Origin of the sequence: Inquilinus sp. NPDC058860 (genome assembly GCF_042743185.1) — a bacterium.
GTDB lineage: Bacteria > Pseudomonadota > Alphaproteobacteria > DSM-16000 > Inquilinaceae > Inquilinus.
Genome location: NZ_JBHYMS010000061.1, coordinates 16231 through 37776, shown reverse-complemented (window position 1 = coordinate 37776; position 21546 = coordinate 16231). Strand labels below are relative to the sequence as shown.

At 70.3% G+C, this 21546-nt stretch carries 23 protein-coding genes; 15 read left to right on the top strand and 8 right to left on the bottom strand.

The annotated features are described in order from the left end of the window. The first annotated feature begins 95 nt into the window (after positions 1–95). The 3 genes from ACFW16_RS29995 (at position 96) to ACFW16_RS29985 (ending at position 1433) form a co-directional block, all read left to right on the top strand. A complete protein-coding gene (locus ACFW16_RS29995; protein WP_380312143.1) occupies positions 96–566 on the top strand; it encodes a MarR family winged helix-turn-helix transcriptional regulator in 471 nt (156 codons plus the stop codon). 152 nt (positions 567–718) lie between these two features. Further along, positions 719–988: a type II toxin-antitoxin system prevent-host-death family antitoxin gene (locus ACFW16_RS29990; RefSeq protein ID WP_380312141.1), complete on the top strand. Its 270-nt coding sequence runs from the start codon at positions 719–721 to the stop codon at positions 986–988. A gap of 37 nt (positions 989–1025) precedes the next feature. Further along, on the top strand, positions 1026–1433 hold the full coding sequence (locus ACFW16_RS29985; RefSeq protein ID WP_380312139.1) for a hypothetical protein: 408 nt from the start codon (positions 1026–1028) through the stop codon (positions 1431–1433). A 34-nt stretch (positions 1434–1467) separates the two neighbouring features. Here ACFW16_RS29985 and metH read toward each other — a convergent pair whose 3' ends face one another. Then, entirely contained in the window at positions 1468–5235 is a 3768-nt protein-coding gene (gene metH / locus ACFW16_RS29980) for a methionine synthase (RefSeq protein WP_380312137.1), read from the bottom strand. A gap of 259 nt (positions 5236–5494) precedes the next feature. Beyond that, complete coding sequence (locus ACFW16_RS29975; RefSeq protein WP_380312135.1) at positions 5495–6286, bottom strand: substrate-binding domain-containing protein; 792 nt, start codon at positions 6284–6286, stop codon at positions 5495–5497. Between the two features lie 183 nt (positions 6287–6469). On the opposite strand from ACFW16_RS29975, the gene ACFW16_RS29970 reads away from it, so the two are divergent. Next, complete coding sequence (locus tag ACFW16_RS29970; protein WP_380312133.1) at positions 6470–6931, top strand: MEKHLA domain-containing protein; 462 nt, start codon at positions 6470–6472, stop codon at positions 6929–6931. A 9-nt stretch (positions 6932–6940) separates the two neighbouring features. On the opposite strand, the gene ACFW16_RS29965 is transcribed toward ACFW16_RS29970, so the two are convergent. Further along, positions 6941–8332: a P1 family peptidase gene (locus ACFW16_RS29965; RefSeq protein WP_380312130.1), complete on the bottom strand. Its 1392-nt coding sequence runs from the start codon at positions 8330–8332 to the stop codon at positions 6941–6943. 183 nt (positions 8333–8515) lie between these two features. Here ACFW16_RS29965 and ACFW16_RS29960 point away from each other — a divergent pair, with 183 nt between their 5' ends. The 5 genes from ACFW16_RS29960 (at position 8516) to ACFW16_RS29940 (ending at position 11528) form a co-directional block, all read left to right on the top strand. Beyond that, positions 8516–8755: a plasmid stabilization protein gene (locus tag ACFW16_RS29960; protein WP_380312128.1), complete on the top strand. Its 240-nt coding sequence runs from the start codon at positions 8516–8518 to the stop codon at positions 8753–8755. Further along, positions 8752–9183 carry a type II toxin-antitoxin system VapC family toxin gene (locus ACFW16_RS29955; protein ID WP_380312126.1) on the top strand — a complete coding sequence of 144 codons (432 nt, stop codon included), beginning with the start codon at positions 8752–8754 and terminating at the stop codon, positions 9181–9183. Before ACFW16_RS29960 ends, ACFW16_RS29955 begins: the two co-directional genes overlap by 4 nt. Before the next feature lie 67 nt (positions 9184–9250). Further along, positions 9251–10168, top strand: a complete 918-nt coding sequence (locus ACFW16_RS29950) for an aldo/keto reductase (RefSeq protein ID WP_380312124.1) — start codon at positions 9251–9253, stop codon at positions 10166–10168. Continuing rightward, positions 10168–10842, top strand: coding sequence for a DUF6064 family protein (locus tag ACFW16_RS29945; RefSeq protein WP_380312122.1), 675 nt, complete (start codon positions 10168–10170; stop codon positions 10840–10842). Before ACFW16_RS29950 ends, ACFW16_RS29945 begins: the two co-directional genes overlap by 1 nt. A 113-nt stretch (positions 10843–10955) precedes the next feature. Further along, a complete protein-coding gene (locus ACFW16_RS29940; protein WP_380312121.1) occupies positions 10956–11528 on the top strand; it encodes a cysteine hydrolase family protein in 573 nt (190 codons plus the stop codon). A gap of 7 nt (positions 11529–11535) precedes the next feature. Here ACFW16_RS29940 and ACFW16_RS29935 read toward each other — a convergent pair whose 3' ends face one another. Together ACFW16_RS29935 and ACFW16_RS29930 are read right to left on the bottom strand one after the other, a co-directional pair. Continuing rightward, positions 11536–12381: an aspartyl/asparaginyl beta-hydroxylase domain-containing protein gene (locus ACFW16_RS29935; protein ID WP_380312119.1), complete on the bottom strand. Its 846-nt coding sequence runs from the start codon at positions 12379–12381 to the stop codon at positions 11536–11538. Positions 12382–12631: 250 nt separating this feature from the next. Further along, on the bottom strand, positions 12632–12886 hold the full coding sequence (locus ACFW16_RS29930; RefSeq protein ID WP_380312116.1) for a type II toxin-antitoxin system Phd/YefM family antitoxin: 255 nt from the start codon (positions 12884–12886) through the stop codon (positions 12632–12634). A gap of 138 nt (positions 12887–13024) precedes the next feature. Here ACFW16_RS29930 and ACFW16_RS29925 point away from each other — a divergent pair, with 138 nt between their 5' ends. From ACFW16_RS29925 to ACFW16_RS29900, 6 genes are all read left to right on the top strand, one after another. Further along, positions 13025–13654, top strand: coding sequence for a LysE family translocator (locus tag ACFW16_RS29925; protein WP_380312115.1), 630 nt, complete (start codon positions 13025–13027; stop codon positions 13652–13654). An 84-nt stretch (positions 13655–13738) separates the two neighbouring features. Next, a complete protein-coding gene (gene scpA, locus ACFW16_RS29920; RefSeq protein WP_380312113.1) occupies positions 13739–15892 on the top strand; it encodes a methylmalonyl-CoA mutase in 2154 nt (717 codons plus the stop codon). Between the two features lie 20 nt (positions 15893–15912). Further along, complete coding sequence (locus ACFW16_RS29915) at positions 15913–16458, top strand: DUF6886 family protein (RefSeq protein WP_380312111.1); 546 nt, start codon at positions 15913–15915, stop codon at positions 16456–16458. A 343-nt stretch (positions 16459–16801) separates the two neighbouring features. After that, positions 16802–18055, top strand: a complete 1254-nt coding sequence (locus ACFW16_RS29910) for a DUF763 domain-containing protein (RefSeq protein WP_380312110.1) — start codon at positions 16802–16804, stop codon at positions 18053–18055. Positions 18056–18152: 97 nt separating this feature from the next. Then, positions 18153–18494 (top strand): hypothetical protein, encoded by a 342-nt coding sequence (locus ACFW16_RS29905; protein WP_380312108.1) that lies wholly within the window; start codon positions 18153–18155, stop codon positions 18492–18494. Positions 18495–18502: 8 nt separating this feature from the next. Next, positions 18503–18829, top strand: a complete 327-nt coding sequence (locus tag ACFW16_RS29900; protein WP_380312105.1) for a hypothetical protein — start codon at positions 18503–18505, stop codon at positions 18827–18829. 297 nt (positions 18830–19126) lie between these two features. Here the strand turns inward: ACFW16_RS29900 and ACFW16_RS29895 are convergent, their stop codons facing one another. The 3 genes from ACFW16_RS29895 to ACFW16_RS29885 all read right to left on the bottom strand — a co-directional run bounded on the left by ACFW16_RS29895 (position 19127) and on the right by ACFW16_RS29885 (position 21449). After that, positions 19127–20326 carry a hypothetical protein gene (locus ACFW16_RS29895; protein WP_380312103.1) on the bottom strand — a complete coding sequence of 400 codons (1200 nt, stop codon included), beginning with the start codon at positions 20324–20326 and terminating at the stop codon, positions 19127–19129. A gap of 77 nt (positions 20327–20403) precedes the next feature. Next, positions 20404–20964 carry a GNAT family N-acetyltransferase gene (locus ACFW16_RS29890; RefSeq protein ID WP_380312101.1) on the bottom strand — a complete coding sequence of 187 codons (561 nt, stop codon included), beginning with the start codon at positions 20962–20964 and terminating at the stop codon, positions 20404–20406. Positions 20965–21026: 62 nt separating this feature from the next. Continuing rightward, positions 21027–21449 carry an organic hydroperoxide resistance protein gene (locus ACFW16_RS29885; protein WP_380312100.1) on the bottom strand — a complete coding sequence of 141 codons (423 nt, stop codon included), beginning with the start codon at positions 21447–21449 and terminating at the stop codon, positions 21027–21029. Positions 21450–21546: the final 97 nt, after the last annotated feature.

Here is a 21546-nt window from a genome sequence, read left to right as displayed (position 1 = left end):
CGCGGCGGGCACCCTTGGGGCCGCCGTCCATGGCATGATCCTGGAACCAGCCGTCGCGAATGGCTATGGCGTTTTAGCTATAACAGAATAGCAAAATGATCGACCCAGACCAGATCTCTCCGAGCGAGCGCGAGCAGCTCGGCGCCTTCCGGCTGCAGCTGATGGCGCTGCTGCGGCGGCTGCGGCGCGAATCCGACAGCGGGGACATCCCGCTGTCGCAGCTGATGCTGCTGGCCGCGCTGCTGCGCCTGGGCGGCACGGCGAGCCCGACCGAGCTCGCCACGGCCGAGGGGCTGCGCTCGTCCAATGTCGCGGCGCTGCTGCGCGGGCTGGAGAAGGACGGGCTGGTCCGGCGCGAGGCCGATGCCGGCGACCGGCGCCGGCTGCATGTGGTCCTCACCGACGCCGGCACCCAGGCGGTGCTGGAAAACCGCAGCCGCCGCGAGGCCTGGCTGGCCGAGGCCGTCGCCGGTTGTCTGAGTGCGGAGGAGCGGGCCCGGCTGATCGCCGCCGGCGCCCTGCTGCAGCGCTTGGCGGAGTATCAGGCGGCAGATCCTGGTGACTGATCGCGGCGCGGGACAGACCGGCAAAGCCGGCGCCGCGAAAACGGTCAGGGACGTTTTCGGTTCACTGCTTGTCGTCGCCCTGCAGCCTTGGACGTGCCTCTTGCTGAAATTGCGGATTTTGCGTATTTTCCTCAAAATACACCGAGGATGCTATGCGCGAAGTTCCAGCCACGGAGTTCACCCGCAATTTCGGTCTTTACCGTGAGGTTGCGCAGCGTGAGCCTGTGGCCGTCACCAGCCACGGCCGGCCGACGGGGTATTTCATTTCCGCGATCGAATATGAGGAGATGCAGCGCCTCAAGGCCCTCGCCCGCCGGCCGCGCGCCATCACCGACCTGACCGAGGCGGAAATCGAAGCTGTCTCCGCGAGCCGGATGGGACCGGAGCACGATCCTCTCGATGCGCTGCTCGAGGACGAGTGACCGCTGAGGTATGGCGCTCCCCGATCCGCAGCCCGGCTTGGTCATCTCCTATTCTTATCTCTGGTATCATGAGCATCGCGCGGGCCGCGAGGAAGGTCTCAAGTCCCGGCCGTGCGTGATCGTGCTTGCGATCGACCAGCAGGATGACGGCGGAACGCTGGTGCGGGTCGTTCCCGTGACGCACAGCCCGCCGGCCGATCCCGACGTCGCCATTGAACTGCCCCAGCGGGTGAAGCAGCATCTCGGCCTCGATGCGGGCCGCTCATGGGTCGTCGTCGATGAGGTCAACGACTTCGTCTGGCCGGGATATGATCTGCGCCCCATCCCGGGGACGCGGCATCGGATCGCCTATGGGTTCCTGCCGCCGCGTCTGTTCGCGAGCATCGTGACGCGGGCCCGCGACCTGTGGCGCCAGGGGCGCGGCAAGGCGGCCGCACGAGACTGAGCGCGTCGATCGTTGGTGTGACGGCGGCCGATCCCTACTCCGCCGCCTCGGCCACCGGGGCGTAGTTGAGGATCGGCCCCAGCCAGCGCTCGACCTCGGCGATCGGCATGCCCTTGCGGCGGGCATAGTCCTCGACCTGGTCGCGCTCGACCTTGGCGACGCCGAAATAATACGAGTCCGGATGCGCCAGGTAGAGGCCCGAGACCGATGAGCCCGGCCACATGGCGTAGCTCTCGGTCAGGCGCACGCCGATCCGGCGCTCGGCGTCGAGCAGCCGGAACAGGGTGACCTTCTCGGTGTGGTCCGGCTGGGCCGGATAGCCGGGGGCGGGCCGGATGCCGCGATAGGGCTCGCCGATCAGCTCGTCAGGCGCGAAGGCCTCGTCCGGGGCATAGCCCCAGAACTCGCGGCGCACGCGCTGGTGCATGGCCTCGGCGAAGGCTTCGGCGAAGCGGTCGGCCAGGGCCTTCACCAGGATCGAGGAATAGTCGTCATTGGCCCGGGCGAAGCGGTTGGCGATCGCCTCCTCCTCGATCCCGGCGGTGACGACGAAGCCGCCGACATAGTCGCCTTTGCCGCTGTCGGCGGGCGCGACGAAGTCGGACAGCGCCACCCGCGGCCGGCCGTCGCGCTTCGACAGCTGCTGCCGCAGGGTGAAGAAGGTCGCCAGCTCCTGCCGCCGTGCCTCGTCGGTGAACAGGCGGATGTCGTCGCCGACCGTGCCGGCCGGCCAGAAGCCGATCACCGCCTTCGGCTTGAACCAGCGCTCCTCGACGATGCGGGCCAGCATCGCCTGGGCGTCCTGGAACAGCTGCCGGGCAGCCTCGCCCTGCTTCTCGTCCTGCAGGATCGCGGGGTAGCGGCCCTTCAGCTCCCAGGTCTGGAAGAACGGCGTCCAGTCGATGTAGCGCGCCAGCTCCGCCAGATCCCAATCCTCGAACACGCGGGTGCCCAGGAAGGACGGCTTCGGCGGCTGGTAGCCGGCCCAGTCGATCGCAAAGGGCGTGGCGCGGGCGGCAGCCAGCGGCAGGCGCTGCTTCTCCGCCTCGGCCCGGGCGTGGCTGTCGGCGACCTTGCGGTACTCCTCGCGCACGCCCTCGACATAGCCGCGCTTCGCCTCCGGCGACAGCAGGCTCGAGACCACGCCGACGGCGCGGCTGGCGTCGTTGACATAGACGGTCTGGCCGCGGGCGTAGCGCGGATGGATCTTCACCGCGGTGTGCACCCGGCTGGTGGTGGCGCCGCCGATCAGCAGCGGGATGTCGAAGCCGTCGCGCTCCATCTCCGCCGCCACATGCACCATCTCGTCCAGCGACGGGGTGATCAGCCCGGACAGGCCGATGATGTCGACCTTCTCGGCCTTCGCCGTCTCCAGGATCTTGGTCGCCGGCACCATGACGCCGAGATCGATGATCTCGTAGTTGTTGCAGGCCAGGACGACGCCGACGATGTTCTTGCCGATGTCGTGCACGTCGCCCTTGACCGTCGCCATCAGGATCTTGCCGGCGCTCCGCCGCTCGCCGCTGCCGCCATTGGCCGCCTTCTCGGCCTCCATGTAGGGCAGCAGATGAGCCACCGCCTGCTTCATCACGCGGGCCGACTTCACCACCTGGGGCAGGAACATCTTGCCGGCGCCGAACAGGTCGCCGACCACGTTCATGCCGGCCATCAGCGGCCCTTCGATGACGTGCAGCGGCCGCTCGGCCTCCAGCCGCGCCTCCTCGACATCGGCGTCGATGAACTCGGTGATGCCGTTGACCAGCGCATGCTCCAGCCGCTTGCCGACCGGCCGCTCGCGCCAGGTCAGGTCGCGTTCCTTGGCCTCGCGCCCGGCGGCGCCCTTGAACCGTTCGGCCAGGGCCAGCAGCCGCTCGGTGGCGTCGTCGCGGCGGTTGAGGACCACGTCCTCGCAGGCCTCGCGCAGCTCCGGCTCGATCGATTCATAGACGGCGAGCTGCCCGGCATTGACGATGCCCATGTCCATGCCGGCCTGGATGGCGTGGTACAGGAACACCGCGTGCATCGCCTCGCGCACCGGCTCGTTGCCGCGGAACGAGAAGGACAGGTTGGAGACGCCGCCGGAGATATGGGCGTGCGGCAGGGTCTGCCGGATCTGTCGGGTCGCCTCGATGAAGGCGACGCCGTAGCCGTTGTGCTCCTCGATCCCGGTCGCGACCGCGAAGACGTTCGGGTCGAAGACGATGTCCTCGGGCGGGAAGCCGGCCTCTTCGGTCAAAAGCTTGTAGGCGCGGGTGCAGATCGCGACCTTGCGCTCCAGCGTGTCGGCCTGGCCGGCCTCGTCGAAGGCCATGACCACGACCGCGGCGCCGTAGGATCGCACCAGCCGGGCGTGATGCAGGAAGGCCTCCTCGCCCTCCTTCATCGAGATCGAATTGACCAGGGGCTTGCCCTGGACGCATTTCAGCCCGGCCTCGATGATCGAGAATTTCGAGCTGTCGATCATCACCGGCACGCGGGCGATGTCGGGCTCGGCCGCGATCAGGTTCAGGAACTCGACCATGGCCCGCTCGGAATCGATCAGGCCCTCATCCATGTTGATGTCGATGATCTGGGCGCCGTTGGCCACCTGGTCGCGCGCCACCTCCAGCGCCGCGGCGTAGTCGCCGGCGGTGATCAGCTTGCGGAAGCGGGCCGAGCCGGTGACGTTGGTGCGCTCGCCGACATTGACGAAGGGGATGTCGGTGGTCAGCGTGAACGGCTCGAGGCCCGACAGCCGCATCAGCGGCGCGACCGTCGGCACCTGGCGCGGCGGCAGGTCCGCCACGGCGTCGGCGATGGCGCGGATATGGTCGGGGGTGGAGCCGCAGCAGCCGCCGACGATGTTGACCAGCCCTTCCTCGGCGAAGCCGCGGATCTGGGCGGCCATCGCCTCGGGCGATTCGTCGTACTGGCCGAACTCGTTCGGCAGCCCGGCATTGGGATAGGCGCAGACGAAGGTGTCGGCGGCCTCGGCGATCTCGGCCAGATGCGCGCGCATGGCGTTGGCGCCCAGCGCGCAGTTCAGGCCGATGGTGAAAGGCCGGGCGTGCCGCACCGAATGCCAGAAGGCGGTCGGCGTCTGGCCCGACAGGGTGCGGCCCGACAGGTCGGTGATGGTGCCGGAGATCATGACCGGCAGCCGCACGCCCTTCTCGGCGAAGACCAGCTCGGTGCCGAAGATCGCCGCCTTGGCGTTCAGCGTGTCGAAGATGGTCTCGATCAGGATGATCTCGGCGCCGCCGTCGACCAGCCCGCGCACCTGCTCGGCATAGGCGTCGCGCAGCTGGTCGAAGGTGACCGCGCGGTAGCCCGGGTTGTTGACGTCCGGCGAGATCGAGGCGGTGCGGTTGGTCGGCCCCAGCGCGCCGGCGACGAAGCGGCGGCGGCCGTCCATCGCCCGCGCCTTCGCCGCGGCCCGGCGGGCCAGCCGTGCGCCCTCGCGGTTCAGGTCGTAGACCACCGCCTCCATGCCGTAATCGGCCTGGGCGATCGAGGTGGACGAGAAGGTGTTGGTCTCGAGGATGTCCGCGCCGGCGATCGCATAGCCGAAATGGATCGCCTCGATCGCGTCCGGCTGGGTCAGGATCAGCAGGTCGTTGTTGCCCTGCAGGTGGCAGTCGCAGCCGGCGAAATGGGTGCCGCGGAAATGCTCCTCGCCAAAGCCAAGCCCCTGGATCTGGGTGCCCATGGCGCCGTCCAGGATCAGCACGCGCTCGCGCGCCGCCGCGGTCAGCGCGGCCAGAACCTCGGTGCCGTCGACCGGCTCCAGGGGGATGTCCATGGTATCGACGCGTGTGGTCATGGCGAACGGCCGGTGGTTCCGGGTCGGGCCGTACGTAATGACATAAAGATATCTTTATATCAACATCCGATGTCGCGAAGAGAGCGGCAAAGGTCGCCGGGAGAGCGACCGCTCCCCCTTCCCAACCCCCCTTTGCTCCCCCTTCCCAACCCCCTTTTCTGTCATGCCCGGGCTTGACCCGGGCATCCAGGGAATGTCGATTCGGCTCTGGGTGGCTCCTGGATTGCCGGGTCAAGCCCGGCAACGACAGGGAGGGGGCTTACTTGGCCGTCGCAGTCGGCTCCAGCCCCGTGGCGGCGATGGCCGGGGCGGCGGCGGGGGAGGCCAGGAAATCCAGCAGCTTCTTCGCCGCCGCGGGGTCGTGCGAGCCGGCGACGATGCCGGCGGAATACGGCGTCACCAGCTGCAGCTCCGGCGGCAGCGGCCCGACCAGGTCGATGCCCTCGACCGCCTTCAGCTCGGCGATCTGCTGGAAGCCTAGTTCCGCCTCGCCCTTGGCCACGATCTCGCCGACCGGCGTGGCCGGGATCTTGCGGGCCTTGCCCTCCATCTGCGCGGCGATGCCCAGGCGCTGGAACATCTGCGTGGAGATGTAGACGCCGCTGGCGCTGTCGGAATAGGCGACCGACCTGGCGGCCAGCAGCGCCTGCTTCACCGCCTCGGCCGAGCCGATATCCGGCCTCGGCGCGCCGGCCTTGACCGCGACGCCGATGCTGGAGCGGGCGAGCACGACCTTGCTGTCGGGCAGTATCTTGCCCTGCTTGATCAGGTCGTCCAGGGCAGTGCCGACCATGATCACGACATCCAGTTTCTCGCCGCGGGCCAGCCGGGCCGGCACCGCGTTCGGCGTGTCGCCCATCGACGGGCCCCAGTGGATCTTCAGCGTGTCGCGGCTGGCGCGTTCGTATTCCGGCGCCAGGGCGCGATAGGCGGCGGCGAAACCGCCGGAGCTGACGACCTGCAGCTCGGCCGCGGCCACGGGCTGGGCCAGCAGCATCAGGCCGGCGACGGCAAGGGCGGCGGCGCGGGAGACGATCGACGGCAGCGTCATGGGAAATCCTCGGCTGAATCGGATCAGGGTCCTATGGTCACCGAAAACGCCGCGGCCCGTAGCCTGCCGGTGCGGCAGCCCAGCCATGCCTGGACACCGTGCCGCAACGGCTTGTCCGGCCGGGGCCGATGTCCGACGTAGCTTCCATGCGCGCGGCCGTCGCGGCGCGTCCGGAGATCCCTGATGAGTCTCGCCCACGATCCCGACTTCCTGCGCCTCCTGGCCGGCAGCCATGCCCGGCTGGTCGGCGCGCCGCTGCTGCCGGAAGAGGCCGGCGCCGATGCCGCGGAGCAGGCGCGCTGGCTGTACGAGGCGGCGCCGTTCTGCGTGCTGGCGCACGACACCGACGCCGATCCGCGCTTCGTCTACGCCAACAAGGCGGCGCAGGCCCGTTTCGAATACGGCTGGGACGAGTTCACGACTCTACCCTCCCGCCTCTCGGCCGAGGCGCCGGACCGGGCCGAGCGGCAGCGCCTGCTGGACACCGTCACCCGCGACGGCTTCATCGGCGACTATCGCGGCCTGCGCATCGCCAGGTCCGGCCGCCGCTTCTGGATCGAGAACGCCACCGTCTGGCAGCTGATCGACGAGACCGGCACGCTGCACGGCCAGGCGGCGGCCTTCCGGGAGTGGCGGGAGGAGTAGGGACAGCCCTCAGCCGCCCTGCCGCGTCCCCACCTGCTGCCAGTGCCCGGGGTTGAGCACCAGCCGGCCGGCCTCGTCGAAGCGCAGGGTCAGGGGATAGCGCGCCGGCACCATGAAATCGGTGGCCGAGACCGGCTTCAGCTCGGTTCGCTCCTCCTTGCCGATGGCGAAGGCGACGCGCGCGCCGGTCGCCTGGGCGAACAAGCGATCGCCCTCGGCCGTGACCTTCACCGTCACGAAGGGGCTGAAGACGTAGTCGCCGGCCAGCGCCGCCAGCCTGTCCGCCGGCAGCACAGGCTTGTCGGCGGGCGTCGCCGGCTTCGGCTGGTCGGGCACGGAGGCCAGGATCGCGTCCCACATCACCTCGCCGCCGATCACGCCGAGATCGACCGTCGGCAGCATCGCCGCCTCGTCCTCCAGCTCGCCGGTCGAGACGGCGTAGAGCACGTCGCCGTCGAATTCGGTGGCGAAGGGCTGCAGCGCCCGGCCCATCGAGCTGTGCACCTGGATCGCCAGGCGCTGCAGCTCCGCCGGCTTCAGCTTCTGGTTGGTGACGACCAGGCTGACCGTGGTGTTGCGGGCCGGGGCGTCGGCGTTCGGCGCGCCGGTCCAGCCCGGCTTGCGGCTGGCCGGATAGCCCGCCAGCAGCGCCGCGGTGGTCAGGTCCTTCGGCCAGCCCTCATCGCCGTAGCAGGCGGCCACCTTGCCGTCGCGCGTCGTCACCACGCCCAGCGCGTTGACCACGACGAAGGCGGCCACCTTGACCTGGCCGATCTGGCGGAAGGCGCCGCCCTGGCCGGAGAAGGCGTTGCAGCCGAACAGCGACCCGGTGACGGCCAGCCGGCCGGCGCCCTGGGCGCCCAGCGGGAACACGCCCGGCCTGGTGGCGCGGAAGGCGGCCTGGGCCAGCCGCTTGTCGGGCACCAGCTCATTCAGCCGGCGGCCGCCGAGATCGTAGATGATGGCGCCGACCGACAGCGCGATGTTGTCCCAATGGCCGCCGCGAACACCGTCCTCCTTCAGCGCCGAGGCGACGGCGGTGGTGGCCTCCAGCCCGTACCAGGAGCCGCCGGCGAACACCACGGCGTCCAGCTCCGGCGCGTCGTAGCCCAGGCGCAGATAGTCGGTGTTGACCGTGCCGGGCCCGCCGCCGCGGACATCGACCGCGGCCAGCGAGCGTCGGTCGAAATGGAACACGGTGACGCCGGTCGGCCCCTCCTCGTATTCGCCGGTGCCGACCTGCACCGCCGGCCAGTCGAATTTTAGCACCTTGTCGCCGGCGTTCAGCACCGGGGCCGGCGCGTCCTCGGCTGCGGCCGGCAGCGCTGCCAGCAGCATGGTGAGCAGGCCTGTTGCCAGCACCCCGCCGATCAATCCCGGGCTGTTCCGTCGATTCCGCATCCCATCCCCCTGTCCGTGCTCTGCCGACTGCCGGCATGAACGGGAATACTGTCCCAGGGGCGGCGGAACCGGAAGGCGACAATCGTGGCGCTGCGGATGACCGGGGCACGCAGCGATCTTGAAATGCGATATCAAGAAGAATAAAATGATATCGTTAGAAGCAAGCAGGTCGGAGTGATATCAATGCCCGCCGTCACCATCCGCAACCTGTCGGAGGAGGCCCACCGCGCCCTGAAGGTGCGGGCGGCCCGGCATGGGCGCAGCACCGAGGCGGAGATCCGCGACATCCTGGAAGCCGCTGTCCGGCCGGCGCAGCGCGTCAGGCTGGGCTCACTTCTGGCCGAGATCGGCCGGCAGGCCGGCGGCGTCGAACTTGAGATCGAGCGCGACAAGACCTCATCCGAGCCGATCAGCTTCGAATGATCCTGCTCGACACCAACGTCGTTTCCGAGCCGCTGCGGCCGGACGGCGACCCGACTGTGCTGGCCTGGCTGGACGCTCAGACCGTCGAGACGCTCTACCTTTCGGCCATCAGCTTGGCGGAGCTGCGCTTCGGCATCGCCGCCCTGCCAGATGGCAAACGGAAGGATTCGCTGCACGCCGGCCTGGAGCAGATCATCGTGTCGTTGTTCGGCGAGCGCGTCCTCCCCTTCGACGCGGCCGCATCGGCGGCTTATGCCGCGCTCCGGGCGCGTGCCCGGGCCGCCGGCAGGGCGATCGGGACGGTGGATGGATTCATCGCCGCCACTGCCGCTGCCAAGGGATTCGCCGTGGCGACGCGCGATCGTGGCCCCTTCGAGGCGGCTGGCCTCGACGTGATCAATCCTTGGGCTTGGAAGGGCCCGCAATAACGCGGCTATGGCGTCGCCGCCCTGCGATCCCATCTTCATGGGGGCGACAGCGCAGACGGAGGCAGCGATGCCGCGTTCCCCGATCCTCTCCCGCCGCAGCCTGCTGGGCGCCCTGGCCGCCGCCGGCGCGGCCCCGCTGCTGCCGGACGCGGCGGCACAGGCGGCCCCGCTGACCCGGCCGATCCCGTCGACCGGCGAGGCGATGCCCGTGGTCGGGCTCGGCAGCTGGATCACCTTCAATGTCGGCGACGACGCGCAAGCGCGCGACGACTGCGCCGAGGTGATGCGCGCCTTCTTCGCCGAGGGTGGAAGGATGATCGATTCCTCGCCGATGTACGGCTCCTCCCAGCCGGTGATCGGCTACGGCCTGGCCAAGCTCGGCCGCCCGCCCGGCCTGTTCGCGGCCGACAAGGTCTGGACCTCCGGCGACGGGCCGGCACAGATCGAGGAATCGCGCCGGCTCTGGGGCGTGCCGCGCTTCGACCTGCTGCAGGTCCACAACCTGCTGGCCTGGGAGACGCATCTCGACACGCTGTTCGGCATGAAGGCGGAGGGCCGGCTGCGCCATGTCGGCATCACCACCTCGGAAGGGCGGCGGCACGGCGAGGTCGAGCAGGTGATGCGCAGCCGGCCGGTCGACTTCGTCCAGGTCACCTACAATGTTCTCGACCGCGAGGTGGAGGACCGCATCCTGCCGCTGGCGCAGGACCGCGGCATCGCCGTCATCTGCAACCGGCCGTTCCGCCAGGGCGGGCTGATCGACGATTTCGAGGGCGAGGCGCTGCCCGGCTGGGCCGGCGAGATCGGCTGCGCCAGCTGGGCCCAGATCCTGCTGAAATTCGTGGTCTCGCACCCGGCCGTCACCTGCGCCATCCCGGCCACCACCCGGGTCGACCATGTGCGCGAGAATCTCGGCGTCGCCCGCGGCCCGATGCCGGATGCGGCGATGCGCCGGCGCATCGCCGCCGATGTCGAGGCTCTGTGATGTCGGAGTGGTGGAGCTACCGCCTCTCCGACTTCCTGTTGTTCTCGCCCCGCACCTATCACCGGCTGTTCGGGCTGTACAACGCGGCGATCTGGCCGGCGCAGATCGCGGCCGTGCTGCTCGGGCTGCTGATGCTGGTCCTGCTGCGGCGCGGCGGACCGGTCGCCGGACCGGCCGTCGCCGCCATCCTGGCCGCCTGCTGGGCCTGGGTGGCGATCGCCTTCCATCTTGACCGCTATGCCACCATCAACTGGGCCGCGCCCTGGGCCGCGACGGCCTTCCTGGCGCAGGCGGCGCTGCTGGTCTGGGCCGGGGCCGTCGGCGGCCGGCTCTCCGCCCCGCCGCGGCTCGATATCGCCGGGCGGGCGGGGATCGGGATCTTCCTGTTCGCGCTGCTGGCCCAGCCGGCGATCGGCCTGCTGCTCGGCCGGTCCTGGCGCCTGGCCGAGATCTTCGGCGTCGCGCCCGACCCGACCGCGATCGGCACGCTCGGCCTGCTGCTGGCCCTGGCCGGGCCGGCGCGCTGGGTGCTGATGGTCCTGCCGGCGCTGTGGTGCGCGGCCACCGGGGCGACGCTGTGGGCGATGTCGGCGCCGGAGGCCTGGGTGGCCCCGGCCGCGGCCCTGCTGGCTCTCGCCTTGGCGGGCTGGCAGGGGCTGCGCCGGACGGGCTGAGGATCCTGTCCGACGGCATCCTGTCATTGCTGCCGTCGGGTGATCCGGCCACACTCGCGGCATGTCCGACCCGACTTCCCCGCGCCGCATGATCCACACCTGAAGGGCCTGAGATGAACGAGACACCCAACCTCAGCCGGGCGGCGCTGCTGCCGGTCGACCTGCAGCGCGGCTTCGACCTGCCGTCCTGGGGCCGGCGCAACAATCCGGATCTCGACGCCAACGGCCAGCGCCTGCTGTCGGCGTGGCGGCGGGCCGGGCTGCCGCTGCTGCACATCCGGCACGATTCGGTCGAGCCCGGCTCGACCCTGGCGCCGAGCCATCCCGGCCATGCCTTTCGCCCTGGCTTCGAGCCGCGGGAGGGCGAGCCGGTGGTGGCGAAGTCGGTGAACTGCGCCTTCATCGGCACCGATCTCGACCTGCGGCTGCGGCGGCTCGGCATCGGCACGGTGGTGCTGTTCGGCTTCAGCACCGACATGTGCGTCTCGACCACCGCCCGCGTGGCGGCGAATCTGGGCTACCGGACGGTGATGGTCGGCGACGCCTGCGCCTGCTTCGACCTGCCGGACGGCGCCGGCGGCACGGTCGCGGCGGAGGAGCTGCACCGCGCCCATCTGGCGACCCTGGCGGCGGAGTTCGCCACGGTCACGACGACGAGTGCCGTGGTGGAGCAGTTCGAGGCGTAGGGTGGCCTCAGGCCTTCTTGTTCCGGAGGGCCTCGGCCTGGGCGTAGAACTTCTTCTCCCACTCCTTGTGCGCGTCCTGGCCCTCGCGGATGAAGGGGGTGAAGACGGCCAGGTTCAGGAGCAGCCAGTTCACCAGCCGGGCCGGGAAGCGCAGCGGCTTGACGAAGTCGATGAACAGCACCACCCGGGTCTTGTCGGTGTGGTTCCAGGCCTCGTGCTCATAGGCGTCGTCGAACACCAGGGCCTTGCCCTCGGTCCAGTGGCAGATCTGCTTGTCGACGCGGATCGCCAGCTTCTCGCGCGGCTCCGGCACCAAGAGCGGCAGGTGCAGCCGCAGCACGCCGTTATAGGGGCCGCGATGGGCGGCTAGGTGCTTGCCCGGCTCGAAGATCGAGAACATCGCCGTCTTCAGCCCCGGGATCTTCTGGACGATGCGCCAGGTCTCCGGGCACTGGGCGATGTTCTTCTCCGAGCTGACGCCGTAGCCGGACAGGAAGAACGTCTTCCAGTGGTTGTCCTTGCTGATGGTCTTCACGTCGGACGAGATGTCCTGGAAGCTCGGCAGCTCGTGCTGGCGCAGCAGCACGCGGTCCAGCTCGGCCCGGATCAGCGGCCATTCGCGCTCGATCTCGGCGACCCAGGGGAAGACGGCGGTGTCGTAGACCGGCGGGTTGCCGACCTTGGTGTATTTCAGGTTGAGCCGCTCGGCCCAGGTGACCAGCCGCATGAAGAAGCGGGTCACGAGGCTCGGCCGCTCCAGGGTGGGGTCGATGCCTTCCGTGGCGAACACCTGCTTCGGGTTGACTGGGCCCGGATGCGTCGCGGTGCCTTGGTTTCCGACGCTTGCGTTCACGGTGTCACACTCCGACTGTGCTCTCGCTTCCGAACGGTCGCAGCGGCTTGGCTCGCCGCCGCGACGCAGGATTATATCGCAGAAACCGGCGGTTGGGATGTTGGTCCGCCGCGGGTTTCTTCCCCTACACCAATGGCAGGGTGGTTGCTATCGCTCCATCTGCGAATCATTCCTAGCGGGATTTGTGACAACGTCAAGACAGTGCGGGGGCGGTACGGTGCCGCGGATCGCGGCGTGACCATCCGCAGTGTCAAGTCGCCTCGCCGGAAAAGAGTGCCGCGATCCGACCGTTCTCGGCATCGAACGCTTCGAGTGTCATCGGCGGATACTGACCGGCCAGCAACCCGAGGCGATGGCTTGCATCGGGAACGGCGGCTATTGGGACAAGGCGGGCGACGGGGCGGCCGTTGCGAGTGATGACGACTTCGGTCTCTCGGCCTGTCTCGATCGCGGCAACCAGGCGAGAGAGGCTGGATCTGGCCTTGGAGATAGTAACGGCACTCATGGCAGCTGGGCCTCACTAAGCCCGATCAGCATAAGGCGATGGTGACCGCTTTCAAATCGACGATATCCGTTTTCTGCATGCCTGACGCCGGAACGAGGTCGCGCTATGGTGGCCTGTAAAATCCGCCGGAGCCCCGCCATGCCGTCGCTCGCGCATCTGCTGCCCTTCTTCGTCGCCACGGTGCTGATCGCGATCATCCCGGGGCCGGCGATCCTCTACACCGTGGCCCAGACCCTGGCGCGCGGCCGGGCGGCGGGGTTCCGGGCGGCCACCGGCATCGCGGTCGGCGACCTGGTGCATGTCGCCGCGGCCGCGGCCGGGCTGTCGGCGGTGTTCCGCTGGTCGCCGACCCTGTTCCTGGTGGTGAAGATCTTCGGCGCCGCCTACCTCGTCTGGCTCGGCATCCGCATGGTGCGCAGCCGCCAAGCCGGCGACGCCCTGCCGCAGCTGGCGCAGAAGACCGCGCGGCGCGCCTTCGCCGAAAGCGTGACGGTCGAGCTCCTGAACCCGAAGACGGCGCTGTTCTTCATCGCCTTCCTGCCGCAGTTCGTCGACCCCGCCGCCGGCCTGCCGGTCTGGGCCCAGTTCCTGGTGCTGGGCATGATCGTCAACGCCGTGTTCTTCGCCGCTGACGTGGTCACCCTCTTGTGCATCGACCGGGCGATGTCCCGGCTGCGCCGCAGCGAAAGGGTGGCGCGCTGGCTGCGCCTCGCCAGCGGCTCGGCCCTGGTCGGGCTCGGCGCGCATATGGCGCTCAGCCGGAACTGACCGGCAGGCGAAAGAATCATGCGCGCCGCGTGACCGCGGCCGGGACCGCTCCTATACTCCCTCCGTGACAGGAGGAATGCCGCCATGACCGCCTTCGACAAGCGGACTCTCGCCGATTGGGAGGCGCTGGCCCGGAAGGAGCTGCGTGACCGCCCGCTGGAGGAGCTGTCGGTCGAGACGCCGGAGGGCGTGTCGGTCAGGCCGCTTTACACCGCGGCGGACGTGCCGGAGGGCGCGGCGGGGCAGCTGCCGGGCTTCGCCCCCTTCACCCGCGGCGTGCGGGCGACGATGTATGCCGGCCGGCCCTGGACCGTGCGGCAGTATGCCGGCTTCTCCACCGCGGAGGCGTCGAACGCCTTCTACCGTGCCAATCTCGCGGCGGGGCAGCAGGGCGTCTCGATCGCCTTCGACCTCGCCACCCACCGCGGCTACGACAGCGACCATCCGCGCGTGGTCGGCGATGTCGGCAAGGCCGGGGTGGCGATCGATTCCGTCGAGGACATGAAGATCCTGTTCGACGGCATCCCGCTCGACCGCATGTCGGTCTCCATGACCATGAACGGCGCCGTGCTGCCGGTGCTGGCCGGCTACATCGTGGCGGCGGAGGAGCAGGGGGTGCCGGAGGCAAAGCTGTCCGGCACCATCCAGAACGACATCCTCAAGGAGTTCATGGTCCGGAACACCTACATCTACCCGCCCGGGCCCTCGATGCGGATCGTCGCCGACATCATCGCCTACACGGCGGAGCGGATGCCGAGGTTCAACTCGATCTCGATCTCCGGCTACCACATGCAGGAGGCCGGGGCGACGGCGGTGCAGGAGCTGGCCTACACCCTGGCCGACGGGCTGGAATATGTCCGCGCCGCGATCTCGCGCGGGCTCGACGTCGACGCCTTCGCCGGCCGCCTGTCCTTCTTCTTCGCCATCGGCATGGACTTCTTCACCGAGGTGGCGAAGCTGCGCGCCGCCCGCCGGCTCTGGGCCGAGCTGATCCAGGCCGAGTTCGCGCCGAAGAAGGCCGAGAGCCTGATGCTGCGCACCCATTGCCAGACCTCCGGTGTGTCGCTGACCGAGCAGGACCCCTACAACAACGTGGTACGGACGACGGTCGAGGCGCTGGCCGCGGTGCTGGGCGGGGCCCAGAGCCTGCACACCAACAGCTTCGACGAGGCGCTGGGCCTGCCCACCCCCTTCTCGGCCCGCATCGCCCGCAACACCCAGCTGATCATTGCCGAGGAGACGGGGGTGACCCGTACCGTCGACCCGCTCGGCGGCAGTTACTACATCGAGGCGCTGACCGCCGAGCTCGTGGCCAAGGCCCGGGTGCTGATCGGCGAGGTCGAGGCCATGGGCGGCATGACCAAGGCGGTCGAGGCCGGCCTGCCGAAGCTCAGGATCGAGGAGAGCGCGACCCGCCGCCAGGCCCGGATCGACCGCGGCGAGCAGGTGATCGTCGGCGTCAACAAATACGCGCCGGACAAGCCGGACCATGTCGAGGTGCTGGCGATCGACAATTCGGCGGTGCGCGAATCCCAGGTGGCGCGGCTGAAGAAGATCCGCGCCGGGCGTGACGATGCCGCCTGCCGCGCGGCGCTGGCGGCGCTGACCGAAGCGGCAAAATCCGGTGAGGGCAACCTGCTGGACCTGGCGGTCAAGGCGACGCGGGCGCGGGCCACGGTCGGCGAGATCTCCGATGCGCTGGAGCAGGTGTTCACCCGCCACCGCGCCGTGATCCGCTCGGTCTCCGGCGTCTATGGCGGCGCCTTCGCCGGCGACGAGGGCTATGCCCGGATCCAGCAGGAGGTGGCGCGCTTCGCCGAGGCCGAGGGGCGCCGGCCGCGCATGCTGGTGGTCAAGCTGGGCCAGGACGGCCACGACCGCGGCGCCAAGGTGATCGCGACCGCCTTCGCCGATATCGGCTTCGACGTCGACATCGGCCCCCTGTTCCAGACGCCGGAGGAGGCGGCGCGCCAGGCGATCGAGAACGACGTCCATGTCGTCGGCGTCTCGTCCCAGGCGGCCGGCCATCTGACTCTGGTGCCGCAGCTCCTGGCCGCCCTGAAGGCCGAGGGCGCCGGCGACATCCTGGTGGTGTGCGGCGGCGTCATCCCGCCGCAGGACTACGAAAAGCTGCTGGCCGCCGGCGTCAGCGCCGTCTACGGCCCCGGCACCAACATCCCGCAGGCCGCCGGCGAGATCCTGGCCCTGATCGGCAAGGCGCGGGCGGCGGCGGCGTAGGTCTCCGGCGGGGGGCGATCGTGCGGCTGTTCCATTTCAGCGACGATCCGACGATCGATCGGTTCGAGCCGCGCCCGGTGCGTGTGCCGTCGAACCGCCCTGCCGGCCGGGAATGGTTGAATGGCCCGCTGGTCTGGGCGATCGATGACGCCCATCAGATGCTGTACTTGTTCCCGCGGGACTGTCCCCGAATCCTAGCCTGGGCGACGCCGCGAAGCTCGGTGGCGGATCGGACGCGCTGGCTGGGACCCGGCGAGCCCCGCGCCGTCGCCTTCGTCGAGACCGCCTGGATCGACCGGCTGCGTTCGGCCGTGATCCATCGCTACGAGCTGCCGGCCGCGACCTTCCGCAGCCTCGAGGATGCCGGGATGTGGGTATCCGAGGCGCCGGTTCTCCCGCTCGGCCGCGTCACCTTGGCCGGGCTCGACGGCGAGCTGGCCCGGCACGGCGTCGACCTCCGCATCGTCGACTCCCTGGCCCCGCTGACCGCCCTGTGGAACAGCAGCCTGCAGGTCAGCGGGGTCCGGCTCCGCAATTCGCTCACTTGGCGGCCCGCGCCAGCGTAACCTTACGCCTCGGTCAGGCGAACAGTCAGCCATCCAAACTCCGGTTTCCGACCGAATGGGAGTCGCTGTCATGGCGCATGCTCCTCCGGCTTCGTCTCGTCTCCGGCCCAGCCTTCGCATTGGTCTTCTCGTCGTTCTGCTCCTGGGCCTCGCCGCCGGCGAGTGCCACGGCCCCAACCGGATGCCGTCCGCGACCAGCACAGGCGGCTCCAGCTCCGGCGGCAATGAGGGCGGCATGGGCCGCGGAGGTGGCTACTAAGCGCCGGCCGATCAGCCTCGCCGTCGATGTGGCAAATCCCTTGGTCCTGCGCTAGGATCGTTCCGCCTTTGTTCCGGAGGATCCGTGGCGAAACGGGCCGGCAGCGCCGATCTGCCCCTGCATCACGGCCGGGTGCCCGCCTGGCTCGGCCGGCGCATGGCCCGGCTGGGCGCGGTGATCGCCGAGGCTATCATCCACCATTACGGCCGCGACGAGTTCCTGCGCCGCTTGGCCCACCCCTTCTGGTTCCAGTCCTTCGGCGCCGTGATGGGCATGGACTGGCATTCCTCCGGCATCACCACTAGCGTGATCGGCGCGCTGAAGCGCGGCCTGCAGCCGATGGCGGGCGAGCTCGGCCTGCATGTCTGCGGCGGCCGCGGCGCCCATTCGCGCCAGACCCCGGCGGAGCTTGTCGACATCGGCCAGCGCGTCGGCTTCGACGGCGCGGCGCTGGCCAAGGCCAGCCGGCTGGTCGCCAAGGTCGACAGCGCCGCGGTGCAGGATGGCTTCGACCTCTATCTGCACGGCTTCATCGTCGCCGATGACGGGCGCTGGGTGGTGGTGCAGCAGGGCATGAACGGCGACAGCCGCCTGGCCCGCCGCTACCACTGGTGCTCCGAGGATCTGAAGAGCTTCGTCGAGGCGCCGCACACGGCGATCGAGGGCCCCGGCCGGGGCGTGATCGTCAACCTGACCGACCGGCGGGCCGCGGCCTCGCGGAACCGGCAGCTGGACCTGCTGCGCGACCTCGGCCCCGACCGGCTGGTCGGCGAGGTCGCGGCGATCGAGGGCCGGGTCGCGCCGCCGGAGCAGCCGTCGCTGCCGCATCTGGTGATGCCGGCGCATCACGACGTCCGGCCCAGGGACGTGATCCTGCGCCGGCTGCACGGCGCCCTGGCCGCGGCGGCGGATCGGGCGCCGGAGGATTTCGCCGAGCTGCTGCTGGTGCCGGGCGTCGGCGCCCGCACCGTGCATTCGCTGGCCATGGTGGCGGAGGTGGTGCACGGCGCGCCCTGCCGCTTCGCCGATCCCGGCCGCTTCTCGCTGGCCCATGGCGGCAAGGACCGGCACCCCTATCCGGTGCCGACCCTGGTCTACGACCAGACCATCGCCGTGCTGAAATCCGCCGTCGCCCAGGCGAAGCTGGGCAATGACGAGCGGCTGGACGCGATCCGCCGCCTGGACGACCAGGCCCGGCGGGTCGAGCGCCAGGCCACCGGCCCGACCCTGCCCGAGCACATCGCGGCCGAACGGCACCGGTCGCACGAGTATGGCGGCCGCAGCGTCTTCGGCTGGGAGCCGCCGCCTGTTCCGGGCAATGCCACGAAAATACCTTGATTGTGGCCGGATCGAAGCCGTCGGCCGGACGTTATGTCGGTCGTGCGTTGGTGGGTCCGGCCCGACGGGCCGCCCGGCAGCAGAAGGACAGGACCGTATGATCTCGACTCGCCGCATTCTGGCCGGTGCCTTGGCCGCCGCCGCGGTCACGCTGGCGGTGTCGACCCCGGCTCTCGCCGACAGCTGGAAGCATCGCTGGGGCCCGCCCTGGCGCGACCACGGCTACTACTACGACCGGCGTCCGGACGTGGTGGTGGTGCAGCCGCGCCCGCGGTACTACTACGAGCGTCCGCGGGTCTACTATGAGCGCCCGCCGGTCTATTACGAGCGCCCGCCGGTCTATGTCGAACGGCCGCCGGCCTACTACGCGCCGCCGCCGCCCGTCTACGTGGCGCCGACCCCGGGCATCTCGGTCAACATCCCGCTGCGCTTCGACTGAGGCCCGGCATGCAGCAGCCCCTGGCGCGCCTGTCACTCCTGGCGTTGCTCGCCCTCACCGCCGCCGTCCCGACCCTGCTGCTGCAGCCGGCGACGGCGGTCGCGGACGATGACGACGACGATGACGACGACCGCTGGCGCCGCCACCACCGCCACCGGCATTGGCACGACGGGCCGCGCTACTACCGGCCGCACCGCGACCGGGTGATCGTCTATGACGACCGGCCGGCCTACTATGTGCGGCGCCCGCGGCCGGTCTATGTCGAGCCACCGCCCCCGGTCTATGTCGCGCCGTCGCCGGGCATCACCATCAACATCCCGCTGCGCTTCGACTGAAGCTCCGGGTTCGTTCAGCCGGCCGTGGCCTCGTGCCGCGGCCGGCTTCTTGCCGCCCATGCCGTTTCCCGCTTGCATTCGGCCGGCAAAGCTCTATCTTGAGATTGCGAATGATTTGCAATCGCTTCTGACGCGACGGCAGTCGTTCACGAGATCACGGATCGGGCGGGCTGGACGACCTAGCCGACGCCATCGTGAAAGCCGTCGATCCGTCGACGATCGGGCCGGTCCCTGGCTGGCGTTCCTCCGGCCCGATCTACACTCGAAGCCTCCGGGGCCTCGCTCCGGAGGCTTTTTTCATCGGGTGCGGCGGGCCAGGATGACGCCCGCCAGGGCCAGCGCGCCCAGCACCGCCAGGGCGATGCCGGTCCATTGCATGCCCTCGGTGACGGCGAGCTGGTTGTACTGCCACCAGACCTGGCCGCCGCGGTTGCCCAGCACGGCCGCCACCTGCAGCGCGGTCCAGGCCACGCCGACCCGCAGCGGCCCGGCGCCGCGCCCCAGGATGGCGGCGAATCCGGCCAGCATCGCCAGGGCATAGGCCGGGTCGCTGCTGACGCCCCAGGCCAGCGATACCGGCACCTCGATGCTCAGCCCGGCGAGGGCCCACACGACGACGGCCGCGGCCAGCGGGCCGGCGACCGGCAGGCCGATCCCCGGATGCAGCGCCGCCGCCAGCAGCACCACGGCGACGGCGAGGTAGCCGATCAGCGAGACCTGGCTCAGCAGGTCGGGGATCGACCCGCCGGCGACCGTGGCAGCGTGGATCAGCAGGGGCAGGCGGACGGCGTTCAGCCAGACGATCGGCGTCAGCAGCAGGACCAGCCCCAGCGCCGCCGCCGCGACAGCCGCCGGTGCGGCGCGGGTGGAGGCCGCGGGCGCCGCGGCGGTCGGGCTGCGCCAGGTGATGAAGGCCAGGGCCGCCGCCATCGCTGCCCAGAACAGATACGGCCCCAGCGGGATCGCCAGCGATCCGGCGGCCGGCTGCAGCACCAGGGCGACGGCGTTGCCCAGGATCGGCCCGAACAGCGTCGCCGCGGCGACCGCGATCACGGTGATGCGGCCGCCCGACCCGCCGCCCAGCCGGATCAGATGCAGATGGTTGCCGACCACCAGCCCGGCGGCGCCGACCACCGCGACGATCCACAGCAGGCCGGGGATCACGATCGAATCCTCGGGCGCCAGCGGCTGGCGCAGCACGGCCAGGAAGCCGGCCAGCGCCAGGGCCACCAGCACGCCGCCGGCGATGATCGGCGGGCGCTCGCCGCCGCGCCGGGCGAGCGCGGCCCAGCCGAGGAACGGCAGCAGCGCCAGCAGCGACTCGGCCGTCACCAGCCCGATCGCGCCGGCCTGCACCTGCAGCGCCGGCAGCATCGCCGGGAACACCCCGGCATGCAGCAGCGGCAGGGTGCTGGCGCCGAGCGCGAGGCCCAGCACCGGCCGCACCAGCAGGGCGGAGGGCAGAATCGGGGAAGGTCTGTCGCCGCGAACCGCCATGCCGGTTCCTTTCCGAATCGCCGGACGAGATGCGCCCGGTCTACGGCAAACGGGCCCTCACCGGAAGGCCGGCGCGGTCAGAGGTCGATGCGGAAGCGCAGCGATTCGGTGCCGCCATAGGCCTCCGCCTTGCGGAAGCGTTCGACCAGCCGGCCGCCATTGGCCAGGATCACGCGCTGCGAGGCGAGGTTGTCGGGATCGGCGGTCAGATCGACATGCGGCAGGCCCCGCGACCGCGCCTCGGGCAGCAGCAGCGCCAGGCCGCGCGTGGCGTAGCCGCGGCCCTGCTTCCAGGGCACGACGCTGTAGCCGATATGGCCCAGCACATGCAGCGGCAGGGCGGCGGTGCCGGGCTGCCAGCGGAAGCCGAAGCTGCCGCAGAATTCCCCGTCCCACAGCCAGCGGTGGAAGCCGGGCAGTCGCGGCACGGTGCTGCCGTCCGGCATCTTGATCGGCCCGCCGCGCGCCTCGGGGTCGTCCAGGCCGGCGACGAAGCCGGCCGGGTCCTGCGCGATCCGCTCCAGCTGCTCCCGCGCCGCCGCCTCCTTGCGCACCGTGTCCGGCGACCAGCCGCGGCGCAGCGCGTCGGCAAATCCGGGCAGGCGGTCGAGTGACGGGACGATCAGGGCGACGGTCATCCGTCCCTGGTAACGGAAAGCCCGCCCGCGGCGCAATGCCACGGGCGGGCTTTCGACCGAGATCAGGCGACGGTCAGGCGGACGTTCAGGTTGCCGCTTGTGGCGTGCGAGTAGGGGCAGACCACATGGGCGCGGGCCACCAGGTCCTCGGCGACGGCGCGCTCCACGCCCGGCAGGGCGATGGTCAGGCCGACATCCAGGCCGAAGCCCTGGCCGTCGTCGCGCGGGCCGACCCCGACATCGGCGGTCACCGTGCTCTCCGGCGCGATCCTCACCTTGGCCTGGGCGGCGACGTATTTCAGCGCGCTCAGGAAGCAGGCGGAATAGCCGGCGGCGAACAGCTGCTCAGGGTTGGTGGCGTCGCCGCCCTGGCCACCCAGCTCCTTCGGCGTGGTCAGGGCGACGGACAGCCTGCCGTCCTCGCTGGCGGCGCGGCCGTCGCGGCCGCCGGTCGCGGTGGCCTTGGTGCGGTAGAGGATGCTCATGATCGGTCTCGCTTGCTGGGGAGCGGCACGACGCCGCTTGCGAGAAATTAGATAGTGCACAATTGAATCGCTCGCTATGAGGTGGCCGCTGGGGCGG